Annotated in this window: 22 protein-coding genes; 6 read left to right on the top strand and 16 right to left on the bottom strand. The window is 68.5% G+C overall.

What is annotated here, in order from left to right; translation table 11 throughout:
- The first annotated feature begins 34 nt into the window (after nt 1-34).
- The 3 genes from speE to HWX62_RS28910 all read left to right on the top strand — a co-directional run bounded on the left by speE (nt 35) and on the right by HWX62_RS28910 (nt 2,181).
- Complete coding sequence (gene speE, locus HWX62_RS28920; RefSeq protein ID WP_175927616.1) at nt 35-892, top strand: polyamine aminopropyltransferase; 858 nt, start codon at nt 35-37, stop codon at nt 890-892.
- Between the two features lie 87 nt (nt 893-979).
- Nucleotides 980-1,417, top strand: a complete 438-nt coding sequence (locus tag HWX62_RS28915; RefSeq protein ID WP_175927615.1) for a glyoxalase/bleomycin resistance/extradiol dioxygenase family protein — start codon at nt 980-982, stop codon at nt 1,415-1,417.
- Nucleotides 1,414-2,181 carry a 16S rRNA (uracil(1498)-N(3))-methyltransferase gene (locus HWX62_RS28910; RefSeq protein WP_175927614.1) on the top strand — a complete coding sequence of 256 codons (768 nt, stop codon included), beginning with the start codon at nt 1,414-1,416 and terminating at the stop codon, nt 2,179-2,181. Before HWX62_RS28915 ends, HWX62_RS28910 begins: the two co-directional genes overlap by 4 nt.
- A gap of 135 nt (nt 2,182-2,316) precedes the next feature.
- Here the strand turns inward: HWX62_RS28910 and HWX62_RS28905 are convergent, their stop codons facing one another.
- The 3 genes from HWX62_RS28905 to HWX62_RS28895 form a co-directional block, all read right to left on the bottom strand.
- A complete protein-coding gene (locus tag HWX62_RS28905; protein WP_089466655.1) occupies nt 2,317-2,880 on the bottom strand; it encodes a barstar family protein in 564 nt (187 codons plus the stop codon).
- Nucleotides 2,881-2,896: 16 nt separating this feature from the next.
- Nucleotides 2,897-3,328, bottom strand: coding sequence for a ribonuclease (locus tag HWX62_RS28900; RefSeq protein WP_175927613.1), 432 nt, complete (start codon nt 3,326-3,328; stop codon nt 2,897-2,899).
- Between the two features lie 382 nt (nt 3,329-3,710).
- Entirely contained in the window at nt 3,711-6,053 is a 2,343-nt protein-coding gene (locus HWX62_RS28895) for an NADP-dependent malic enzyme (protein ID WP_279610482.1), read from the bottom strand.
- A gap of 134 nt (nt 6,054-6,187) precedes the next feature.
- Here HWX62_RS28895 and thiL point away from each other — a divergent pair, with 134 nt between their 5' ends.
- From thiL to HWX62_RS28880, 3 genes are read left to right on the top strand one after another with little or no spacing between them, the layout of a single operon-like run.
- Complete coding sequence (thiL, locus tag HWX62_RS28890; protein ID WP_175927611.1) at nt 6,188-7,186, top strand: thiamine-phosphate kinase; 999 nt, start codon at nt 6,188-6,190, stop codon at nt 7,184-7,186.
- The gene (locus HWX62_RS28885) at nt 7,176-7,721 is read left to right on the top strand and encodes a phosphatidylglycerophosphatase A (protein WP_175927610.1); all 546 of its coding nucleotides are present in this window, start codon (nt 7,176-7,178) and stop codon (nt 7,719-7,721) included. Before thiL ends, HWX62_RS28885 begins: the two co-directional genes overlap by 11 nt.
- 31 nt (nt 7,722-7,752) lie before the next feature.
- Entirely contained in the window at nt 7,753-8,253 is a 501-nt protein-coding gene (locus HWX62_RS28880) for a CinA family protein (protein WP_175927609.1), read from the top strand.
- 36 nt (nt 8,254-8,289) lie between these two features.
- On the opposite strand, the gene HWX62_RS28875 is transcribed toward HWX62_RS28880, so the two are convergent.
- The 13 genes from HWX62_RS28875 to HWX62_RS28815 all read right to left on the bottom strand — a co-directional run bounded on the left by HWX62_RS28875 (nt 8,290) and on the right by HWX62_RS28815 (nt 21,983).
- Nucleotides 8,290-9,348, bottom strand: a complete 1,059-nt coding sequence (locus tag HWX62_RS28875; RefSeq protein WP_175927608.1) for a haloacid dehalogenase-like hydrolase — start codon at nt 9,346-9,348, stop codon at nt 8,290-8,292.
- A gap of 198 nt (nt 9,349-9,546) precedes the next feature.
- A complete protein-coding gene (gene pyrF / locus HWX62_RS28870) occupies nt 9,547-10,374 on the bottom strand; it encodes an orotidine-5'-phosphate decarboxylase (protein WP_006483119.1) in 828 nt (275 codons plus the stop codon).
- Nucleotides 10,375-10,413: 39 nt separating this feature from the next.
- The gene (locus tag HWX62_RS28865) at nt 10,414-11,475 is read right to left on the bottom strand and encodes an aldose 1-epimerase (protein ID WP_175927607.1); all 1,062 of its coding nucleotides are present in this window, start codon (nt 11,473-11,475) and stop codon (nt 10,414-10,416) included.
- 50 nt (nt 11,476-11,525) lie between these two features.
- Complete coding sequence (locus tag HWX62_RS28860; RefSeq protein WP_175927606.1) at nt 11,526-12,335, bottom strand: SDR family oxidoreductase; 810 nt, start codon at nt 12,333-12,335, stop codon at nt 11,526-11,528.
- Nucleotides 12,336-12,364: 29 nt separating this feature from the next.
- Nucleotides 12,365-13,381, bottom strand: coding sequence for an L-arabinose ABC transporter permease AraH (gene araH, locus HWX62_RS28855; RefSeq protein WP_089434525.1), 1,017 nt, complete (start codon nt 13,379-13,381; stop codon nt 12,365-12,367).
- A 71-nt stretch (nt 13,382-13,452) separates the two neighbouring features.
- A complete protein-coding gene (gene araG / locus HWX62_RS28850) occupies nt 13,453-14,964 on the bottom strand; it encodes an L-arabinose ABC transporter ATP-binding protein AraG (RefSeq protein WP_175927605.1) in 1,512 nt (503 codons plus the stop codon).
- Nucleotides 14,965-15,031: 67 nt separating this feature from the next.
- Entirely contained in the window at nt 15,032-16,027 is a 996-nt protein-coding gene (locus HWX62_RS28845) for an arabinose ABC transporter substrate-binding protein (protein WP_175927604.1), read from the bottom strand.
- Nucleotides 16,028-16,138: 111 nt separating this feature from the next.
- Complete coding sequence (locus HWX62_RS28840) at nt 16,139-16,918, bottom strand: SDR family oxidoreductase (RefSeq protein ID WP_175928156.1); 780 nt, start codon at nt 16,916-16,918, stop codon at nt 16,139-16,141.
- On the bottom strand, nt 16,918-17,595 hold the full coding sequence (locus tag HWX62_RS28835; protein ID WP_175927603.1) for a 2-dehydro-3-deoxy-6-phosphogalactonate aldolase: 678 nt from the start codon (nt 17,593-17,595) through the stop codon (nt 16,918-16,920). Before HWX62_RS28835 ends, HWX62_RS28840 begins: the two co-directional genes overlap by 1 nt.
- A gap of 22 nt (nt 17,596-17,617) precedes the next feature.
- Nucleotides 17,618-18,643 carry a 2-dehydro-3-deoxygalactonokinase gene (locus tag HWX62_RS28830; RefSeq protein ID WP_175927602.1) on the bottom strand — a complete coding sequence of 342 codons (1,026 nt, stop codon included), beginning with the start codon at nt 18,641-18,643 and terminating at the stop codon, nt 17,618-17,620.
- Nucleotides 18,640-19,539 (bottom strand): IclR family transcriptional regulator, encoded by a 900-nt coding sequence (locus HWX62_RS28825; protein WP_011694140.1) that lies wholly within the window; start codon nt 19,537-19,539, stop codon nt 18,640-18,642. The genes HWX62_RS28830 and HWX62_RS28825 overlap by 4 nt, the downstream gene beginning before the upstream one ends.
- Nucleotides 19,540-19,889: 350 nt before the next feature.
- Nucleotides 19,890-20,288, bottom strand: a complete 399-nt coding sequence (locus HWX62_RS28820) for an EF-hand domain-containing protein (protein ID WP_175927601.1) — start codon at nt 20,286-20,288, stop codon at nt 19,890-19,892.
- An 84-nt stretch (nt 20,289-20,372) separates the two neighbouring features.
- Nucleotides 20,373-21,983 carry a peptidase S10 gene (locus tag HWX62_RS28815; protein WP_175927600.1) on the bottom strand — a complete coding sequence of 537 codons (1,611 nt, stop codon included), beginning with the start codon at nt 21,981-21,983 and terminating at the stop codon, nt 20,373-20,375.
- Between the last annotated feature and the right edge of the window lie 291 nt (nt 21,984-22,274).

The raw sequence follows: 22,274 nt of genomic DNA, 5'->3' as shown, positions 1-22,274 counted from the left end.
AGGCGTCGGAACTGCCTGCCTCAGCCGCCCACCCGTGAGCACCACCCTTCTCTTTCACCCGACGCCCGACGCCACCTACGGCTTCCCGAATGCGCGGCGGCTCGCGCACGTCGCGTCCGCGCACCAGCAGATCGAGGTCTGGGACACCCCGCAGCTCGGCCGACTGTTCACGCTGGACGGCCGGCCGATGACGTCGGTCGGCGACGAGTACGTGTATCACGAGTGCATGACGCACCCGGCCGCGCTCGCGCATCCGTCGCCGAGGAAGGCGCTCGTGCTCGGCGGCGGCGACGGCGGCGCGGCGCGCCAGTTGCTCAAGCATGCGTGCATCGAGCGGATCGTGATCGCGGAACTCGACGACGAGGTGGTCGGGATGGCGCGCCGCTATCTCGACGACGTGCACCAGGGTGCGCTCGACGACCCGCGCGTCGCGCTCGTGATCGGCGACGCCGCGCATTTCGTCGATTCGACGGTCGAACATTTCGATCTCGTCGTGTTCGACCTCACGCCGCCCGATTCGCCGGCGGCCGGTCTCTATACGCGCGCGTTCTACGCACGACTCAAGCGGATCCTCACGCCGTGCGGCGCGATCTCGATGCATCTCGGCTCGCCGGTGTTCCACGCCGCGCGCATCGCCGCGCTGCTCGACGACCTGCGCGCGAGCTTCGCGGTCGTCGATCCGCTGTCCGCGCACGTGCCGCTGTACGGCTCGCAGTGGCTGATGGCGATCGCGAGCGACACGCTCGATGCGGCCGCGCTGTTCGCGCACGACGTCGACGAGCGGCTCGCGGCCCGCCGCGTGCACGGCCTGCGCTACTACGATGCGCGGCTGCATGCGTCCCTCTTTGCCCTGCCGCGCGCGCTGCGCGATACACTGGGCGTTCGCCGCTGAGCATCCGGACGGCCGCACCGTTCCGGTGTTCCAGCATGAGACCGGCGCAGGCGCCGCGGCGCCGATACCGTGCAACAGGAGATTTTCATGACCGATCCACGTCCGGCCAACGTGCCTTGGTTGACGCCCTATCTGGCCGTACGCAATGCGCGCGCGGCCATCGATTTCTTCCAGGCCGCATTCGGCTTCACGGTGCGCGACGTGCACGACGAGGACGGCGCGATCATGCACGTCGAGATGGCCTATCGCGGCCAGTTGATCGTGATGTTCGCGCCCGAAGGCGCGTTCGGCTCGCCCGCGCTCACGCCGAAGCGCGCGAACGCCACCGCGCCGCAATCGTTCTATCTGTATGTCGACGACGTCGACGCCACCTGGCAGCGCGCGCTCGACGCGGGCGCGAAGTCGCTGAGCGCGCCGCAGGATCAGTTCTGGGGCGACCGGTTCGCGCAGATCGAGGATCTCGACGGCTACCGCTGGGCGCTCGGCTGCCGTCTCGACGCCCGACCGACACCGCCGCAAGCATGAACGAAGCCACCACCACCGCGGCCGTGCCGCGCTTTTTCGTCGACGCCGCGCTGCGCGCCGACGCCACGCTCGCGCTGCCGGCCGACGTCGCACGCCACGTGCAGGTGCTGCGCCTGCAACCCGGCGACGTGCTCGCGCTGTTCGACGGCACGGGCGGGCAGTACCGCGCACGGCTCGTCGAGCTCGACAAGCGCAGCGCGCTCGCGCAGATCGATACGTTCGAGCCCGTCGAAGCCGAGCCGCCGTATCGCGTGACGCTCGCGCAGGGGATCGCCGGCGGCGACAAGATGGACTGGGTGATCGAGAAGGCCGTCGAACTCGGCGTCGCGGCGGTCGTGCCGCTGTCGACCGCGCGCGGCGTCGTGAAGCTGTCCGGCGAACGGGCGGACAAGCGCGTCGCGCACTGGCGCGGCGTCGTGCGCGCGTCGTGCGAGCAATGCGGGCGCAACCGCGTGCCCGACGTCGCGCCGGTCGCCGGCTTCCACGCGTGGCTCGACGCGCTGCCGGCCGCGCCGGCCGACGGCGAGCTGCGGCTGCTGCTGTCGCCGCGCGCAAGCATACCGTTCGCGTCGCTGCCCGACGCGCCGCCTGCGGCGGCCGTCACGCTGCTGATCGGGCCCGAAGGCGGGCTGTCGCCGGACGAGGAAAATGCGGCGCGCGCACGCGGGTTCACCGCGCTGTCGCTCGGGCCGCGCGTGCTGCGCACCGAGACGGCCGGCGCGGCCGTGCTCGCGGCGTTGGCGGCGCGCTGGGGCGGGTGGTGAGGCGCTGATCACATCGTGCCGCGACACGACCCGGGCACGTCCCGAGCCTGACGCGACACGCGTCGCGCGAACGCAAAAAAGCCCGCTCGACGCGGGCTTTTTCGCAGTTCGGCCGCGGCCGGCGGGATTCGCGCGTTACGCGAACGAGTAGAACACGCGGAACGCGACCTTGCGCTCGGCCCAGAATTCGGCTGCCTCGCGGAATACGTCGAGCAGCGTCTCGCGCCCTTCCTTGTCGAATTTCTGCGCGATCGGCAGCCCTTCGAGGACGATCACGAAGCCGGGCTGCGCACCGGCCTTCGCGACGAGGTCGGTGAGGCAGTCGTACAGCGCGTCGTAGTTCTTCCCGAAGTGCTTCGGAAACAGGAACGAGGTCGCGATCGTTTCCATCACTTCCTGCTTCGACTGCGCGGCGCCGCAATACGCATACAGGAAATGCTGGCCGAGCCGACCGGCTTCGTCGGCGAGATCCTGCACGCGGAACGCGCGGATCGACTGCACGAGATTGGGTCGCACGGTCGTGAAAAGGCTCATAGGCTCCTCGTTCGATGAAAGCCCGGGCTCGGCTTCCTGTTGCTCCGGCGCGCCGCCGGCCTGCGCCGCCGCGTGCAGCTGGATCACACGCTGAAACAGATTGCCGTCGCCGGCCGCGAACAGTTCCGCCGCCGCCGTATCGTGCGCGTAGATGGAGTCGCTCATGCCATTCGTCCCGAAGTCATTCAACAATACGTTTAAAACTGTTGTAGTGGTCGCCCGTGTAATAACAGTTGTCGATCCGGCGCAACGGCCCGCCGCAGACGATCCGGCGCGCGCCGCGATTGCGCGCACGCGGGGTGGGCACCGTGTATTCATGGTAGTAGCCGCGCTTCGCCTTCGGCAAAATCCGCTCGCGGTTGCCGAACACGACGCCGTCTTTCTCGTACGGATAGGGGCCGCCGGCCTCGATCAGGCCCAGCGTGGTCACGGCCTCGCGCGGAAGACTGGCGGTCGGGATCGTATCGAGCCCGCTCGCGGCCACGTCGGCCGGAACGGCCTCCCGTGCGTAAGCGGCGGAAACCAGACTGCCCGTCGGCGTGCCGACGATACCCATCGCGAACATCGCGAAGACGGACGCGAGCGCGCCGTTGCGGAGCCACTTGCGTGCCATGAACCAGGGTTCCCGCTGTTAAATCAAGTAGTTGACGACCAACAAAGGCGTTAGCGTAGCGTTATTGGCCGCGCGAATCAATGTCCGTTTGGGAATCGAAAGCGTCGAGATACCCGGAATTCCGTATTTCTTACCGAAATTACACTACATTTATCTTACATGAGATAAAATGCGTCCGGCATCGCTCGTCTGGCAAGATCCTGCCTCCTTGCCACACTCGCTACCCGGAGTGGAGAGATGCTGCTGTTGCTTACGGGAAGCGCGATTGCGCCCTGCCCGCGGCGTGCCCATTGCGGGCACGCCTCTTTTTGCCTTTGTTTACAATTTCGCCCGACCCGCGGCACCGGTTCGGCCGGCGCCGCGCGTGCGTTTCGGCTCAGGCTCAGCGAGCGGCGTTGACGTCGGCGACCAGCAGCGCCGCCATGTTGACGATGCGACGAACGGTCGCCGATTCCGTCAGCACGTGCACCGGTTGCGCGGCGCCCAGCAGGATCGGCCCGATCGCGATGTTGTTGCCGGCGGCCGTCTTCAGCAGGTTGTACGCGATGTTCGCGGCGTCGATGTTCGGCAGGATCAGCAGGTTCGCTTCGCCTTCCAGCGTCGATTCCGGCAGGATTTCCTTGCGCAGCGCCGCGTCGAGCGCGACGTCGCCGTGCATCTCGCCGTCGACCTTCAGCTCCGGCGCACGTTCCTGCAGGATCGCGAGCGTATCGCGCATCTTCTGCGCCGAAGGTGCGTTGCTCGTGCCGAAGTTCGAGTGCGACAGCAGCGCCACCTTCGGCTCGATGCCGAAGCGGCGCACTTCTTCCGCGGCCATGATCGTGATCTCGGCCAGTTGCTCGGGGGGCGGATCGACGTTCACGTGCGTGTCCACCAGGAAAATCTGGCGGCCCGGCAGCACGAGGCCGTTCATCGCCGCATACACGCTGCAGCCCGCGCGCTTGCCGATCACCTGGTCGATGAAGTGCAGGTGGCGGTGCGTGGTGCTGATCGTGCCGCAGATCATCCCGTCCGCTTCGCCCTTCTTCACCAGCATCGAGCCGATCAGCGTCGTGCGGCGGCGCATTTCGACGCGCGCGAGCTGCTCGCTGATGCCCTTGCGCGCCATCATCTTGTAGTACGTCTGCCAGAAGTCGCGGTAGCGCTCGTCGTGCTCGGTGTTGACGACCGTGAAGTCGGTGCCCGGCGTGAGGCGCAGGCCGTAGCGCTGGATACGGTGCTCGATCACCGACGGGCGGCCGATCAGGATCGGTTTCGCGAGTTTTTCGTCGACGATGATCTGAACGGCACGCAACACGCGCTCTTCCTCGCCTTCCGCGAACACGACGCGCTTCTTCTCTTCCGGCGCGGCGCGCGCGATCTGGAAGATGGGCTTCATCGTCGTGCCGCTGTGGTACACGAACTGCTGCAGGTGCTGCTTGTACGCGTCCATGTCCTCGATCGGGCGCGTCGCGACGCCGCCGTCCATCGCGGCCTGCGCGACGGCCGGCGCGATCTTCACGATCAGGCGCGGATCGAACGGCTTCGGAATCAGGTATTCGGGCCCGAACGACAGATCCTGGATGCCGTACGCGGTCGCGACGATGTCGCTCTGCTCGTGCTGCGCGAGCTCGGCGATCGCATTGACGGCCGCGATCTCCATTTCACGCGTGATCGTGGTCGCGCCGACGTCGAGCGCGCCGCGGAAGATGAACGGGAAGCACAGGACGTTGTTGACCTGGTTCGGGTAATCGGTGCGGCCGGTCGCGAGAATCGCGTCGGGGCGCACTTCGAGCGCCGCTTCCGGCAGGATTTCCGGCGTCGGGTTCGCGAGCGCGAGGATCAGCGGACGCTCGGCCATGCCCTTCACCATCTCCTGCTTCAGCACGCCGGCGGCCGACAGGCCGAGGAAGATGTCCGCGCCGTCGATCACTTCTGCCAGCGTGCGGGCGTCGGTTTCGCGCGCGAAACGCTCCTTGTCCGGATCCATCAGCTCGGTGCGGCCCTTGTAGACCACGCCGGCCAGGTCGGTCACGGTGATGTTCTCGAGCGGCAGGCCGATGTCGACCAGCAGGTCCAGACACGCGAGCGCGGCCGCGCCCGCGCCGGACGCGACGAGCTTGACCTGCTTGATGTCCTTGCCGACGACCTTCAGGCCGTTCGTGACGGCCGCGGCCACGACGATCGCGGTGCCGTGCTGGTCGTCGTGGAACACCGGGATCTTCATCCGCTTGCGCGCTTCGCGCTCGACGATGAAGCAGTCCGGCGCCTTGATGTCCTCGAGGTTGATCCCGCCGAAGGTCGGCTCCAGCGCGGCGATCACGTCGACCAGCTTGTGCGGGTCCGATTCGTTCAGTTCGATGTCGAACACGTCGATGCCCGCGAACTTCTTGAACAGCACGGCCTTGCCTTCCATCACCGGCTTCGACGCGAGCGGGCCGATGTTGCCGAGACCGAGCACCGCCGTGCCGTTCGTCACGACGCCGACGAGGTTGCTGCGCGCGGTGAAGCGCGCGGCGTTCAGCGGGTTCTCGACGATCTCCTCGCACGCGAACGCCACGCCGGGCGAATACGCGAGCGCGAGGTCGCGCTGGTTGATCATCTGCTTGGTCGGGGCGATCGCGATTTTGCCGGGGGTCGGAAATTCGTGATAGTCGAGCGCGGCTTCGCGGAGCTTGGCTTTGGAGGAGGCTTGGGTGGACATGTGTCTCGTGACGGGCGGATTAGAATAACTGTTCGACGGCATTGTAGCGCCAATCATCGGCCGCCAGACCGGCGATTCAGGTGCAACAGCCGCGACCAAAATGGTCTGGATGGTGCAGGCGCACCGCCGCTCGCCTCGTACAATGCCGTTCCTTCAACCGTTTCGGATCGCCCGCCGTGCCAGCCGCCCTCTCCGAGTTTTCGCTGATCGAACGCTTCTTCACGCGCCGCGCCGCGCAGGGCGCCCGCGCGTCGACGCTCGGCATTGGCGACGATTGCGCACTGATTGCGCCCCGATCCGGGAAATTGCTGGCCATTTCGACGGACATGCTGGTGGAAGGCCGCCACTTCTTCCCCGATGTCGCGCCCGACGCGCTCGGCCACAAGACGCTCGCGGTCAACCTGTCGGATCTTGCGGCGATGGGCGCCGAGCCGCGCGCGTTCACGCTCGCGTGCGCGCTGCCGCGCGCCGACGCGGCCTGGCTCGAGGCCTTCAGCAACGGGTTGTTCGCGCTGGCCGAGCGCTACGGCTGCGAGCTGATCGGCGGCGACACGACGAGCGGGCCGCTGAACCTGTGCGTGACCGTGTTCGGCGAAGTCGCGCCCGACGCGGCGCTGCGGCGCGATGCCGCGCGCGACGGCGACGACGTGTGGGTGTCCGGCACGCTCGGCGATGCGCGCGCGGGCCTCGGCGTCGCCCGCGGCGAATGGACGGCCGGCGCGGATGAGGCCGCCGCGTTCCGGCGCGCGCTCGAGCGGCCCGAACCGCGCGTCGCGCTCGGCCTCGCGCTCGCGGGCGTCGCGCATGCGGCGCTCGACCTGTCGGACGGCCTCGCCGGCGATCTCCAGCACATCCTGACGCGCTCGAACGTGCGCGCCGAGATCGACGCCGACGCGGTGCCGCGCTCGGCCGCGCTCGCGACGCTGCCGGCCGACGTGCAGCGCCGCTGCACGCTGGCGGGCGGCGACGACTACGAACTGTGCTTCACCGCGCCCGTGGCGGCCCGCGCGGCGGTCGAAGCGGCCGGCGCGACGGCCGGCGTGCCGGTCACGCGAATCGGTACAATACGCGCGTTGTCCGCGCCGTCGGCGCAACCCGCCATCGCGTGGCGCGACGCCGCCGGCGCGCCCCTCGCTCTCACGTTGCACGGTTTCGACCACTTCCATGCAGACTGATCCGACGCCCGCGCACGCCGCGGCCGAGCCCGGCGCCGCGCAGCCCGCGCCGACACGCGTGACGGCCCGCTTCATGCTGTCGCACCCGGCGCACATCGTGTCGCTCGGCTTCGGCAGCGGGCTCTCGCCGGTCATGCCCGGCACGTTCGGCTCGCTGTTCGGCTGGCTCACGTTCGTCGTGCTCAACCGCTACCTGACGGTGCCCGAATGGTGGGCGCTGATCGCGGTCGGCTTCGCGGCCGGCACGTGGGTCACCGGTTTCACCGCGAAGAAGGCCGGCGTGGCCGATCCGGGCGCCGTCGTCTGGGACGAGATCGTCGCGATCTGGCTCGTGATGCTGTTCGTCACGCCCGCGACCTTCGTCGGCCAGCTGTGGGCGTTCGTCGCGTTCCGCTTCTTCGACATGCTCAAGCCGCCGCCGATCCGCTACTTCGAGCGCCGCCTGACCGGCGGGCTCGGCATCATGGTCGACGACCTCGTCGCCGCGTTCATGACGCTGCTCGTGATCGCCCTGTGGCGCTCCGTCGGCGGCTGACCGATTTCCCGACTCCCGTTTCCCGACGCGCATGCCTACCGATTCCGTCGTTCACCAGCTTGCGATCCGCGCAGGCAACAAGCTGCGGGACGAGCACCTCACGCTCGCCACCGCCGAATCCTGCACCGGCGGGATGATCGCCACGGCGATCACCGACATTTCCGGCAGCAGCCAGTGGTTCGAACGCGGCTTCGTCACGTACTCGAACCAGGCCAAGATCGAGATGATCGGCGTGCCGCCCGACCTGATCGAAAAACACGGCGCCGTCAGCGAGCCCGTCGCGCGCGCGATGGCCGAGGGCGCGCTGCGCAACAGCCGCGCGCAGGTCGCGCTGTCCGTCACCGGCATCGCGGGCCCGGCCGGCGGCAGCGAGAAGAAGCCGGTCGGCACCGTGTCGTTCGCATGGAGCAACCGGCTGCATACCGATGTCGAGACGCTCGTGTTCAAGGGCGACCGCGAGCAGATCCGCACGCAGGCGGCCGCGCATGCGCTGCGCGGGCTGCTGAAGCTGCTCGACGAGCGCGAAGGCTGATCGGCGCCCGGTGCGCGAGCCGCGCGCCCGGCTCGCTCATTGAATCGCGTCGGGCTTCACGACGATCCAGTTCTTGTCCGCCGTCACCGGCAGGCCGAGCGCCTTCTGCTTCGCGGCCGATTCGTCCGACCACGCGCGGATCTGCGCCATCTGCTTGTCCTTCTTGTCGACCCACACGCGCACGCCGCCGCGCGCGACGTCGGTCGCGTTCAGCAGCATGTAGCCGTCGGACGTCGGCGTGTCGCCCGCGACGAGCACCGGCTTCTTCCACTGGTCGATCCAGCCGACGATCGAACCGAGCTTGCCTTCGTACCATGTCATCGGGTTCATCAGGAACGGCGTGATCACCAGATCGCGGTTCGCGGCCTCGTCGTACTTGCCGGCCTTGATCTGCAGCCGCGACGTGGTCAGCGCGCCCGTCGCCGGATTGCGCAGCAGCGTCGTCACGCCGATCACGTTCTGCGGCTTCACGTTGTAGCCGTACTTCGGGTCGGACAGCACGAGCCGCGCGAGCTCCTCGTGCGCGGCGGTCATCACGTACACGTCGATGCCGTTCTCGCGCAGCGCGTTGTACAGCTCCTGCATCCCGCGAAAGAAGCGCGGCGGGTTCACCGTGCCGTCGACGACCTTGTCGCCCTGCCAGTAGCGGATCGGGATCGGCTTGCCGTCGGCGAGCATCGCGTCGACGTGGCGCTTCAGCTCGGCGAGCGACTGCCCGGCGAACGCCTGCGCGATCCACGGATAGCAGACCAGATCGTCGATCTCGCACAGCCGGTAGTAGTAGCTCGTCAGCGATTCCTTGTAGTCGGCGGAATCCTTGAACGGGATCAGCTTCAGCGACGGGTCGAGCGCATCGCGCGTCAGCACGCCGCGGTTCTCGAGATACGGCAGCAGCGATTCCTCGAGGTCGTAGCGGTAGGTCGTGTTGTCGGCATCGAACACCGCGTAGTCGCCGCGGTTCGCGTGCGCGGCGATCATCGCGTTCAGCGCCTTCGCGCTGTCGGCCGGCCAGTGCGCGAGATCCGCCGCATGGGCGAACGTCATGCACAGCGACGCGGCGAACGCGCTCAGAAGACGGCGAGACGGCTTGGGCATGGCGTCGCTCCTTTTCTTGACGTTTTTGTGACGAACGGGTGACAAGCGGCAGCATCGCGCGACTGAATTGCCGGCATGCGGTACGAAAGCGACGGGAAGTTGTTCGCATGCGCCAGGACGGCGAATACGCGGTGACGGCGCGCGGCCCGCGAACGCGGGCGCGGCGCTCGAAGGCCGCCCGATCGGGCGGCCCGTATTTCAGCGATGCGCGTTGATCGTGTCGCGCGTCTTCTGCGCGGCGAGCGCCGCGGCTTCGGCGAAATCCTCGCCCTTGCTCGCGTACAGGATCGCACGCGACGAGTTGATCATCATCCCGGTGCCGTCGGCCGTGCGGCCGGCGTTGACGGTTGCCTGCACGTCGCCGCCCTGCGCGCCGATGCCGGGGATCAGGAGCGGCATGTCGCCGACGATCCCGCGCACGATCTCGATTTCCTTCGGGAACGTCGCGCCGACCACGAGGCCGAGCTGGCCGTTCTTCGCGTTCCACTTGTTCGCCGCGAGGTCGGCCACGACCTGGTACAGCGGCCGGCCGTTCGTGTCGAGGAACTGCAGGTCCGAGCCGCCCGGGTTCGACGTGCGGCACAGCACGATCACGCCCTTGCCTTCGTGCTCGAAGTACGGCTCGACCGAGTCGTAGCCCATGTACGGGTTCACCGTGACGGCGTCCGCGCGATAGCGCTCGAACGCCTCGCGCGCGTACTGCTCGGCCGTGCTGCCGATGTCGCCGCGCTTCGCGTCGAGAATCACGGGCAGGCCCGGATGCTGCAGATGGATGTGCGCGATCAGCCGCTCGAGCTGGTCTTCCGCACGATGCGCGGCGAAGTACGCGATCTGCGGCTTGAACGCGCTCGCGTACGGCGCGGTCGCGTCGACGATCTGCCGGCAGAATTCGAAGATCGCGTCGGGCTGGCCGTCGAATTGCACGGGAAAGCGCGACGGCTCGGGATCGAGGCCGACGCACAGCAGCGAATTCGTGCGCTGCCACGCGGCGCGCAGCGATTCGATGAAAGTAAGCGGGGAAGACATGGCGGGTACTCGCGGCTAACCGTTGGTAGACCGCGTATTTTACCCGCGTCGCCGGCGCCCCTCGCGTGTCGTCGCAGTGCCGCGCGCATCGGCGCGCGCGACGGTGAACGCGAAACGCCGCGTGAGCCGCTCGCCCGGCGCGAGCAGCGTCATCCCGTGCGCGGCCGCGCCGCCCGGCAGGTTCACCGCATTGATCGGATGATCGACCGGCTCGAAGCAGAAGAAATCCTCGCCCGGCGGCGTATAGAGCACGTACGCGTCGGCGTCGGCCGCGACGGTCAGCGACAGCCGGCGGCGCGGCCAGCTCACCGTCGCGTGGCCGCCCCAGCCGGTAAACGCATGATTGACGAGCGTGGCCGGCAGCGGATACGCGACGCCGAACTGCCAGGCCGGCGGCACGCTCACGTGCCGCACCGGCAGGAAATCGGCGCCCGACAGCCACAGCCCGCCGGCTGCCGCGGCCAGCTCGGTCACCGTATCGCGCACGAGAAACGGATGCACGCCGAGCCCGAACGGCAGCCGCGCGCGCCCCGCGTTCTCGATCGTCAGCGCGATCGACAGCGTCGCGTCGTCGAGCTCGAACGACTGGACCGCGCGGAATGCGTACGGCGCGCCCGCGGTACGGTCGAGCGACAGTTGCAGCGACGTATCGGTCGCATCGTCCACCTGCCACCGCGCGAGCCAGCCGTCGCCGTGGATCGGCAGCGGCTCGTCGCGGCGGTTGCGCGGCACCGCGACCCTGCGCCCGTCGCATTCGAAGCGCCCGTCGCCGATCCGGTTCGAATACGGCAGCAGCGGATAGCACGCGAGCTCGTTCGGGTCCGTCGCCGTCTCCGGGTGCTCGCAACGGCGGAACACCGGTATCAGCGCACCATCGTCGCCGCGCCAGTCGAAGCGCGCGATGCCGCCGCCGAGGTGCGGCAGCACGTCGAGCCGCAGCGACGCGTTCGACAGCGAGACGGCCGCCGCATGCGCGGCGCCGACGCCCTGCGCGAACGCGGCCGTCTGCGGGCCGGGGCTGACCGGCTGGGCGGCGGCGGCCAGGCGCGCGCGGCGCGACTGGCTGGTGGACGACGATGCGCGCGAGGACGTGGCGGTCATGGTGAGCTCCTTTCCTTCGTCGAAGAAACGATGCAGGTCGGTGCGAACGGTCAGGCCCAGCCGCCGTCGACGATCACGTCCTGCGCGGTGATCATCCGGCTGTCGTCGGCCGCGAGAAACAGCGCCATCCGGGCGAGGTCGGCCGGCAGCAGTTCGGCGTCGATGCACTGGCCGGCCTTGATCGCCGCGCGGCCCGCGTCGTCCAGCCACAGCCGGCGCTGCTTGTCGGTCATCACCCAGCCGGGCACCAGCGAATTCACGCGGATCCCGAACGGGCCGAGATCGCGCGCGAGGCCGCGCGTCAGGCCCTGCACGGCCGCCTTCGCCATCACGTAGACGGGATAGCCGCCGTTCTTCAGCATCCAGCTGATCGAGCCGAGATTGATGATCGCGCCGCCGCCCTGCCGCTTCATGTCGTCGATCACCGCCTGCGCGGCGAAGAACTGGTGACGCAGGTTCACCGCGATGCCCGCGTCGAACGACGCGGGCGTCACGTCGCCAATCGCGTGGCGCGTGTCGTTCGCCGCGTTGTTCACGAGCACCGCGATCGCGCCGATGCGCGCGCGGATCGTGTCGATCGCCTCGCGCAGCGCATCGATGTCGGTCAGGTCGCACGGGAGGAACAGCGGCGCATGGCGCGCGTGCGCGAGGCGTTCGGCCAGCGCGGCGCCGGCGGCCGCGTCGAGGTCGACGAACGCGACGCGCGCGCCCTGGTCGGCGAAGTGCTCGACGAACGACGCACCGATGCCGGTCGCGCCGCCCGTGATCAGCACCGCGCGGTCCTCGAGGCTCGGGTAGCGCGCATAGCGCGCGTCGCCTGCCGCGGCGGGTGTGCGCTGCACGGATGTTTCGATGGTCATGCGGGTCGTCTCCGTGGGAACAGGTCGGGTCAGTCGCGTACGCCGCGATTCTTCAACTGGTCGAGCAGCACGGCCGCGAGCAGGATCGCGCCGCGCACGAGGTACTGGTAGAACGCGTCGATGTTCAGCAGGTTCATCACGTTCTCGACGGTGCCCATGATCAGCACGCCGATCACGACGCCCGAGATCGTCGCGCGGCCGCCCATCAGCGACACGCCGCCGAGCACGCACGCGGAGATCACGTTCAGCTCGAAACCCTGCGCGGCGTTCGGCTGGCCCGACGTGATGCGCGATGCGAGGATCACGCCCGCGAGCGCCGTGACCGCGCCCTGGATCAGGAAGATGTACACGCGCGTGCGTTCGACGTTGATCCCCGCGAGCCGCGACGCTTCCGGATTGCCACCGATCGCGAGCGTGTTGCGGCCATAGACGGTCTGGTTCAGCAGCACGCCGAACCCGATGAAGCACAGCAGCGTGACCCAGATCGGCAGCGACACGCCGAACATCGACAAGCCGCCGAGCGCGATGAAGGTATCCGACGACACGCCGACCGCCTGCCCCTTCGACACGATGAAGCCGAGCCCGCGCACGATCTCCATCGTCGCGAGCGTCGTGATCAGCGCATTGATGCGCAGATACGCGATCACCGCGCCGTTCACGAAGCCGATCGCCGCGCCGGCCGCGACCGCCGCGACGATCGCGACGAACGTGTTGTCGGTCGCGTTCAGCACCATCGCGCACAGCACGCCCGAGAACGCGACGGTCGAGCCGATCGACAGGTCGAAGTCGCGCGACGCGAGGCAGAACATCATCGTGCACGCGACCATGCCGATCTGCGAGATCGACAGCGCGAGGCCAAGCATGTTGTCGATCGAGAAGAAGTGATCGACGGTCAGCGACATCGTGATGAACATCACCGCGAAGATCGCGATCAGGCTGTATTCGGTCAGATGCTGCCACCACTTCTGGCGGTCGCTCTGCTGCGGCACCAGCGCGTCGGCCGACGGCTTCACGGCGGCGCTGGCAAGGTTTTCGTTGGCTTGCATGATGTGTCTCCTGCTCCTGCATCGCGCGGCCCGCGCCGCGCGTGTTCGATTCGAATGTCGTATGCCGCGCGTCAGGCCGCCTGGGCCGCGCTCGTCTGCGGCAGCGCGAGGTTCAGCACCGCGTGCTCGTTCGCCTGCTCGCGCGGCAGCTCGCCGGCGATCCGGCCTTCGCGCATCACGACGATGCGGTCGGACACGCCGAGCACTTCCGGCAGCTCCGACGACACCATCACGATCGCGCAGCCGCGCTCCGCGAGCCGGTAGATCACGTCGTAGATCTCGTGCTTCGCGCCGACGTCGATCCCGCGCGTCGGCTCGTCGAGGATCACGACCTTCAGGTCGGGCTCCGCGAGCCAGCGCGACAGGATCGCCTTCTGCTGGTTGCCGCCCGACAGGAAGCGGATCTTCTGGCGCCGGTTCGGCGTCTTGATCTTCAGCCGCTGGATGAAGCGGTCGGCCGTCGCGCTTTCGGTCTTGCCGTTGATGAACAGCCCCGCGCGCAGCGAATGGCGGCGGCAGCTGATGTTGATGTTCTCCGCGACCGACGCGATCGCGATGATCCCTTCTTCCTTGCGATCCTCGGGGCACAGCACGATGCCGTGGCGGATCGCGTCGCCGGTGCGCTTCACGTCGATGCGCGCGCCGTCGAGCGTGAGCACGCCCGCGCGCCGGCGGTCCGCGCCGTACACGAGCCGCATCAGCTCGCTGCGGCCGGCGCCGACGAGCCCGAAGAAGCCGACGATCTCGCCCGCGCGCACCGAGAAGCTCGCCGGTTCGCGCAGCGCCGGGCCGTCGATGCCTTCGGCGGAAAACCGCACGTCGCCGAGCGCGCGCGGCGCGTAATGGTAGATGTCCGCGATCTCCCGCCCGACCATTTCGGCGACGAGCCGCTCGCGCGGCACGTCGGCCAGCGCGTCGTGCGACGCGATCTTGCGCCCGTCGCGAAAGATCGTGCATGCGTCGCACAGCCGGTAGATCTCGTCCATCCGGTGCGAGATGTAGATCAGCGCGCGGCCCTGCGCACGCAGGTCGTCGACCAGCTTGAACAGCACTTCCGTCTCGCGATGCGACAGCGAGCTCGTCGGTTCGTCGAGCGCGATCACGCGCGCATTGCGCATCAGCGCCTTGCAGATCTCGACCATCTGCCGCTGCGCGATCGACAGCCGCCCGAGCCGCGCGTCGGGATCGAGGTCCACGCCCATCTCGGCGAGCCGCTCGCGCACGTAACGCTTCGCCTCGCGCTTCTTCACCCAGCCGAACGCGTTCGGCAGGCGGCCGAGCAGCAGGTTTTCCGCGACCGTCAGGTCGGGCACGTACTGCAATTCCTGGTGAATCACCGCGATGCCGGCCGCGATCGACGCGGCCGCATTCGCGAACTGCACGGGCCGGCCGTCGACCAGCACGCTGCCCGCATCGGGCTGATATTCGCCGCCGAGAATCTTCAACAGCGTCGACTTGCCCGCGCCGTTCTCGCCCATCAGGCCATGTACCTCGCCCGCATGCACGTCGAACGAAATGCCGTCGAGTGCGCGCACGCCGGGAAATACCTTGCCGATATTGTCAAAACGCAGTGCCGCTGACACGTCGTCTCTCCACTTCAGAATCGATCGACCGCCGGCCGCCGCGTCGCCGCGACGGCCGGCGGGCCGCTTACTTCGACGCGAGCCCCATCTCCTCGCGCACCTTCGACACGTTCTCGCGCGTCGCGAGCATGCCCGTCGTCAGCGTCAGCGGCGGCGGCGCCTTGCCCTGCGTGATCCACGCGTACATCAGGTCCGAGGTTTCCTCGCCGTGGCGCTTCGGGCTGATGATCACGGTGCCGTAGAAGCCCGTTGGCTGCGGCTTCTTGAACTCGTTCAACGCCGAATCGGAACCGCCGATGCCGATGCCGATCATGTTGTCGGCCTTGAAGCCGCGCCCTTCGGCCGCGCGCACCGCGCCGAGCACGGCCTCGTCGTTCAGCCCGTAGGCGACCCAGTGCTTGAATTGCGGATTCTTCGTGAGCGCGATGTTCGCCGCGTTGAACGCGTTCTCGGTGTCGGTCTTCGCCTGCGGCGCCGCGATCACGTTCGCCTTCGGGAAGCCGGCGGCGACCAGCGCGTCGGTCGCGCCCGTCGTGCGGTCGTGCGCGGTCGGCAACTGCTCGTAGGTGATGTCGATCGCGCCGACGTCCTTCATGTCCCAGCCGCGCTTCTTGATCTCGGCCGCGATGCCGTCGCCGACCTGCTTGCCGATGTTGTACGCGGAGATCCCCATGTGCGGCACCGACTCGATCGGCTTGCCCGCACCGTCGACGAGGCGGTCGTCGACCGTCATCATCTTCAGGCTGTGCGACTTCGCCTTCGCGACGATGCCCGGCCCGAGCTTCACGTCGGGCGTGCAGATGATGAAGCCCTGCGCCTTCTGCGCGGACAGGTTGTCGATCGCGCTCATCACCTTCTCGCCGGACGGCGCGCCGATCTTCACGAGCGTGAAGCCTTTCTGCTTCGCGGCGATCTCGGCGAATTTCCACTCGTCCTGGAACCACGGCTCTTCAGGCTGCTTCACCAGGAAGCCGATCTTGACCGGGTCGGCCGCATGCGCGACCGGGCTGCCCATCACCACCGCGGCCGCGGCGGCCAGCGTTACGAACGTTCTGCGTTTCATCTCCAGTGTCTCCTTGTTTTCATCGAACAGGATGCAGCCGCTTGTTGGTGTCGACGCAGCGTGCGCGCGGCCGTCGCACGTGCGGTCTTTCGAATCGTTACGTCGATCGTGTCAGTCGTGATACAGCGCCGCGCGCCCGCCGTCGACGGTGATGCACGCGGCATTGATGAACGGCGCTTCGTCGGACGCGAGGAACACGGCCGTCATCGCAACCTCCTCCGGGCGGCCGATCCGCTTCATCGGCTGCAGCGCGAGCGTCTCGGCGCGCGCGGCGGCCGGATCGGGCTGCGCGTCCCACCAGTCGCGCGTCAGCTGCGTCTCGATGTAGCCCGGCGCGATCGCGTTCACGCGCACGTTGCGCGCCGCGTATTCGATGCCGAGCGCGCGCGTCAAGCCGAGCACGCCGTGCTTCGCGACCGGGTACGGAAAGCAGCCCGGGATGATCCTGAATGCATGCGTCGACGCGATGTTCACGATGCTGCCGCGACCGCGTTCGACCATGCCCTCCAGCGCCGCGCGGCAGCCGTGCCATACGCCGTCGAGATCGACCGCGAAACAGCGCCGCCAGTCGTCGTCGGTCATCGTCAGCGGATCGGCGAACACGTTGATGCCCGCGTTGTTCACGAGCACGTCGAGCGGGCCGAATGCCGCTTCGACCTGCGCGAGCGCATCGCGCACCGCCTGCTGCCGCGCGACGTCCGCCTGCAGCGGCAGCACGCGCGCGCCGTCGCATTCGTGCGCGATCGCGGCGGCCGTGTGCTGCGCCTGCGGGAAGTCGAGATCGACGAGCGCGACGGCCGCGCCTTCGCGCACGAACGCACGCGCGATCGCGGCGCCGATGCCGCGGCCCGCGCCCGTCACCATCGCGACCTTGCCCGCGAGGCGGCCCATCATGCGGCTCCGCCGCGCGCCGCGCGCAAGCCGGCCTGGAACGCGCGCGCGTGCGCCGCGGTCGTGTCGGCCGACTGCCCGGGACGGTACAGCGCCGAGCCGAGCCCGAAGCCGTTCGCGCCGGCCGCGAGGAACGGCTGCATGTTGTCCGGCGCGATCCCGCCGACCGGAATCAGCGGCACCGCGCGGTCGATCACCGCGCGCCAGGCCTTCACGACGGTCACGCCGAGCTGCTCGGCCGGGAACATCTTCAGCACGTCGGCGCCGTTCGTCAGCGCCGCGAACGCTTCGGTCGGCGTCGCGACGCCCGGCGCGCTCGCCAGCCCGCGCTCGCGTGCGCGGCGGATCACGGCCGCGTCGCTGTGCGGCATCACGATCAGCGCGCCGCCCGCGTCCTGCACGCGGTCGACGTACTCGGCGCGCAGCACGGTGCCCGCGCCGACGATCATGTCGTCGGGCAACGCGCGGCGCAGCGCCGCGATGCTGTCGAACGGATCCGGCGAGTTCAGCGGCACCTCGACGATCCGGAAGCCGGCTTCGTAGAGCGCGCGGCCATGATCGGCCGCTTCGGCGGGCGTGATGCCGCGCATGATCGCGATCAGCGGACACGCGTCGAACGCGCGCATCAGCCCGGCGTGGGGCGTGTACGGTGCGGGCAGTGTCAGGTCGGACGGCATCGAAAATTCCTCCGCAAGCAGTTCATTGATGCGCGCAGACGGGCTCGCCGTCCGCGCGCACGAGCCCGGCGCGCGACGCGATCCGCCACAGGCCGAGCTCGGTCGCATGCGCGGCAACACGTGCATGCGCATGGCCGAATACCTGGAGCGCATCGACGTAGCGCGAACACAGGCCGTCGTCGCCGATCAGCAGCAGCGGCTGGTCCGCGAGCGCGATGCCGCGCTCCGCGAGCATCGCGTCGAGCGCATTGAGCTCGTGGCCGATCAGCAGCCCGGACAGGTAATCGCCCTGCGCATCGGGCGCGAGCCGGTCGGTCAGCCCCAGCGTGCGCGTGCTGAAAATCGTCGCGAGCAGCCCCGTGTGGTGCGCGCCGCGGGCGACCGATACGCCGCGCACGAACGCGTCACGGTCGGGCGACGCCCCCGTGCGCATCGTGCGGCCGAGGATCGTGTGATCGCGCAGCACCGCGAACAGCTCGCCGGTCATGAAGGTCTGGAAGCGCTCGATCAGCCCGTCCTTCACCCACGCCCATTTCGCATGCGTGCCCGGCAAGCCGATCAGTACCCCTGAACGATCGGCGCCAAGCGTGGGATCGCTCGCGAGCGCGCCGACGATCTGCGTTTCTTCGCCGCGCATCACGTCGGGCAATTCACCCGTCGCGATCACGCCCGGCACGATCGAGACCGTCGTGCCGCGCGCCGTCGTCACGGTGATGAGGCCCGCGACGAGCGCATCGGCGCCGGCCGGCACCGCGACGTACGGCGCTTCGCGCCAGCCCTGCGCGCTGCCGACCATCCCGGCGGCGAGCACCGGCAGGCCCGGCGTACGGTCGAGCCAGTCGCCGCACGCCTGCTCGAACACCGCGTCGAACGCGCGCGCGCCGCCGCCCGGCACGTGCATCACGCCGGCCGCCCGGCTGCGCGTGTCGATCGGCACGCCGTGCGCGTCGAACAGATACGCGCGCAGCGACGTCGTGCCCCAGTCGAGCGCGATCAGCGACGGGGAAGCGGAACTGGCATCCGGAACGGGCCGGGTCGAAGTCGTCATCGTTTGATCCTGCGAGTACCCTGCGGCGGGCTCCAGCCCAGTTCCGCGGAAATGGCTCGCGCTTCGCGCTGCACGAGCGGAATCAGTTCGTCCATGCGGTCGTGCGGCATGTACGGAATCGTGCTCGCGACCGACACCGCCGCGACGATCGCACCCGACGCGTCGCGGATCGGCGCGGCCACGCAACGGATCGACGCCTCGTTTTCCTCGAGATCGAACGTATAGCCGCCGGCCGCGTAATGGGCCATGCGCTGCAGGAACGCACTGGTCTCGGGCCGGTTGTCCGGCTTGAAGTTGACGCCGGCCAGCGCGCGCCGCGCGGCCTCGAACAGCGAGCGCCACAGGTCCGGATCGAGGTCGAGCATCATCGCCTTGCCGATGCCGGTCGACGCCAGCGGCATCCGGTGGCCGACGCGCGAGCGCATCTCGAGGCCGCGCGTGCCGGGAATCTTGTCGATGTACAGCACGTCGTCGCCGTCGCGCACGCCGAGATGGATCGTGTCGAGCGTCGCTTCCGCGAGCGCCTCGAGATGCGGCCGCGCGACCGCCGTGAGCGGCATCTGCTCGAGCGCGATCGTGCCGAGCTCGATCAGCTTCGGGCCGAGCAGGTAACCGCCCTGCACCTGGCGCAGGTAGCGCGCCTGCACGAGGCTGCTGACGAGCCGGTGCGTCGTGCTGCGCGTCGTGCCGAGCGCGGCGCCGATCGCGCGCATGTCGCGCGCGCCGTTCGCGATCGCCTCGAGGATCGCGAGGCCGCGCAGCAGCGTCTGCGTGCCGGCCTGCTGCGCGGCGAGATCGAGCGGCGTGCTGGTCGCGCCGATGCTGTCGGTCAGCGACGTATCGGCCGGCATCGCGCGCCGGGCGTCGAGGGCAAGGGAGTCTGGCATCTTGGTCATGGGGCGGGCTTCTTCAACGGAATCGGTGAAGCCGCTCGCGCGGCGCCGGAACTGCGTCCGGTACGGCGGCGTGGCGGCGGTCGATGCACCGAGTAAAGCGCCCGGCGAACTTCATGGAAGGTGTCTCCGTGTGCGACGGGCGCCGCGCGATGCGTGGGTCCGAAGCTGTCGATGTGCTTCGGATTGTAGGAGCGCACGCACTCGGCTCCAATATTTGAATGCGTTGTCCAGATAATGAGAATTCGGCCGGAACCGGCCGCGGGCGCGACGCGACGGCCGCGCCATGCGCACGGGGGCGGAACCCGCCGTATCGCAGGTTCCGCCCCCGTCTGTTGAGGCGCGTCCCGCGCTTACTGCTGGCTCGTGCTGCGCGCCTGCATGTAGCGCTGGACGTCCGCGAACGACACGCGGCCGTTGCCGCTCGCATCGATCTGCCGGAAGTGGTTCGCGACATAGCCGAGGCCGGCCGCGCGCGCCTGCGACTCGGTGATCGAGCCCGTGTTCTGCGTGTCGGCCGCGCTGAACTGCCGCGCGAGCTTGCGCACCACCTGCGCATGCAGCGCGGCGCCGGTCGTCTGCGTGCCGGCGGTCGCGTGGCGCGCGGCCGGCGGCACGTACGGATCGCCGAGCTGCGCCTGGCGCGCCCGCGCCGGCGCGGCGGCGTCGCTCGCCTGCGCGAACGCGCTGAGGGATGCTGCGGCGCCGACGCATGCGAGCGCCGCGGCAACGACGATGAAACGATTGTTCATATCAGGCTCCAGTCTGGAATGAGGTCGTCGACGGCCGGCGGGCGGCGCCACCCGGGGCGCCTGTCGCCGGCCGCACGCATCGCATCAGTGCGCGGCCGCGCCGTAGAAAGTCACGAGGTCGGCTTTCTCCTGCGGACGCGACGTATCGTCGAGGTAGACCATGTGCCCGCCCTGATAGTCCTTGATCGTCAGGTTCGGTTGCGTCCCGAGCCGCGCGAGGTCGAGCTCGGTCTGGTAGAACGGCGTCGCGATGTCGTGATACCCGTTCAGCGACAGCACCTTCAACTGCGGATTCAGTGTCAGCGCCGCGGCCAGATCGGGGATCGTGTCCGGCATCGCGAGGCCGTCGTGCGTCCAGTCCCACGTGTTGATCGCATTGCTGCTCACCGAGTAGGCCGACTGCGCGGTGTACTTCAGCTCGTTCGGCAGGTAGCTGCCGATCGTATCGGTGAACGGCTTCGTGATGAACGAGCTGGACGGATCGCCGTCGGCCGCGAGCGGGCTCGACACGGGCACGTTCACGCGTGCGTCGTAGCGGCCGATCAGCGTGCCCGGAATCAGCGACAGCTGGAAGCTGTTGTCGAAGAAGGTCGGGACCACGTTGAAGTCCGCATTCCACAACGCCTGCTTCACGCCGGTCGAATTCGCCATCGTCGTGACGAGATTCGGCGGCGGCGGCGTGTGGCTCGCGAGGTACGCGTTCACGGCGGGCGCGTAGCTGCCGGCCGTCAGCAGGCGCATCTGGTCCGCATACTGCGGCAGGTTCGACGGGTTCGGGTTGTCGAGCTGATAGTACGCGCCGACCGTGCCGTACGACGGCACGAAGCCCGCGCAGCTCACCGGGCTCGCGCCCCTGTTCGAGTTGCCGACATAGTCGCTCGCCATGTCGCAGTTCGTGTTGTAGTTCAGGATCGACGACTGCAGCACGATGCCGTCGAGCTTCACGCCGGCCGTCTCGAGCAGGTTCGCGAGCACGTCGGTGCGCGGCGTGCCGTACGACTCGCCGAACAGATATTTCGGCGAATCGTTGCGCTGGTTCACGCTCAGGTAGCGCGTGACGAAATCGCGGAACGCGCCAGCGTCCTGGTCGACGCCCCAGAACGTCTGGTTCGTATTCGGCGCGATCGCCTCCGAGAAGCCGGTGCCGATCGCATCCACGAACACGAGGTCGGTCGTGTCGAGCAGGGTTTCCTGGTTGTCGACGAACGGGAACGTCGACGTGTTCGCGTTCGGGTCGCCGGTCTGGATCCGGCGCGGGCCGAAGGAGCCGAGGTGCAGCCACACCGAGGCCGAACCCGGGCCGCCGTTGTACAGGAACGTGACGGGCCGCTTCGCCGCGGGCTGGTTGTCGGCCGTGTAGGCGACATAGAAGAACGATGCTTCGGGCGCGCCCGTCTGCGGATTGCGTGCGACGAGGTGGCCGGCGGTGGCCGTGTACCTGATCGTCTTGCCGTTCAGCGTGATCTGGTGATGCGTGACGGCCGCCTTCTCGACCGCGGCGGAGGCGTCGAGCGACGCGTTCGCACTTGACGAATAACTGTTCGGATCGTTGTACGCGCGGTCGACCTGACCGGCAGGATCGGCTGAATTCGCGGCGCTAGTAGCAACAGGCGACGTCACGTCGTCGTTGCAGGCCGTCAGAATCAGCGAAGAACACACCACTCCCAACAACAGCTTCGCTTTGCTCGCTGGCATCGTTGCGTTCCTTCTCTCGGATGTTTTTTATGTCGAGCAGCCGGATAAGCCACCCCCCGCCTCGATTGGGGCCGATAAGCCGAGGCGCTGGCCAATATACGCGAGCCGGTCAGCTTTGAAAAATTTTGAAATATTCGGCCCGCAGACGGTGCAGTGCACACCTTTCAGGAATGCTTCGATTCGCGAAACGTTGCATTTCGCATGGCTTTCATCGACTTTCGCGTTGCGCCGCGATGACTGAAAACGTCGGAATTTCGTGCAATGTCGGCCAACAAAATTGCGCGGACGCCG

Source organism: Burkholderia sp. BCC0506 (assembly GCF_902833145.1).
Taxonomy (GTDB): Bacteria; Pseudomonadota; Gammaproteobacteria; order Burkholderiales; family Burkholderiaceae; genus Burkholderia.
This window is presented reverse-complemented; position numbering and strand designations above follow the sequence as displayed.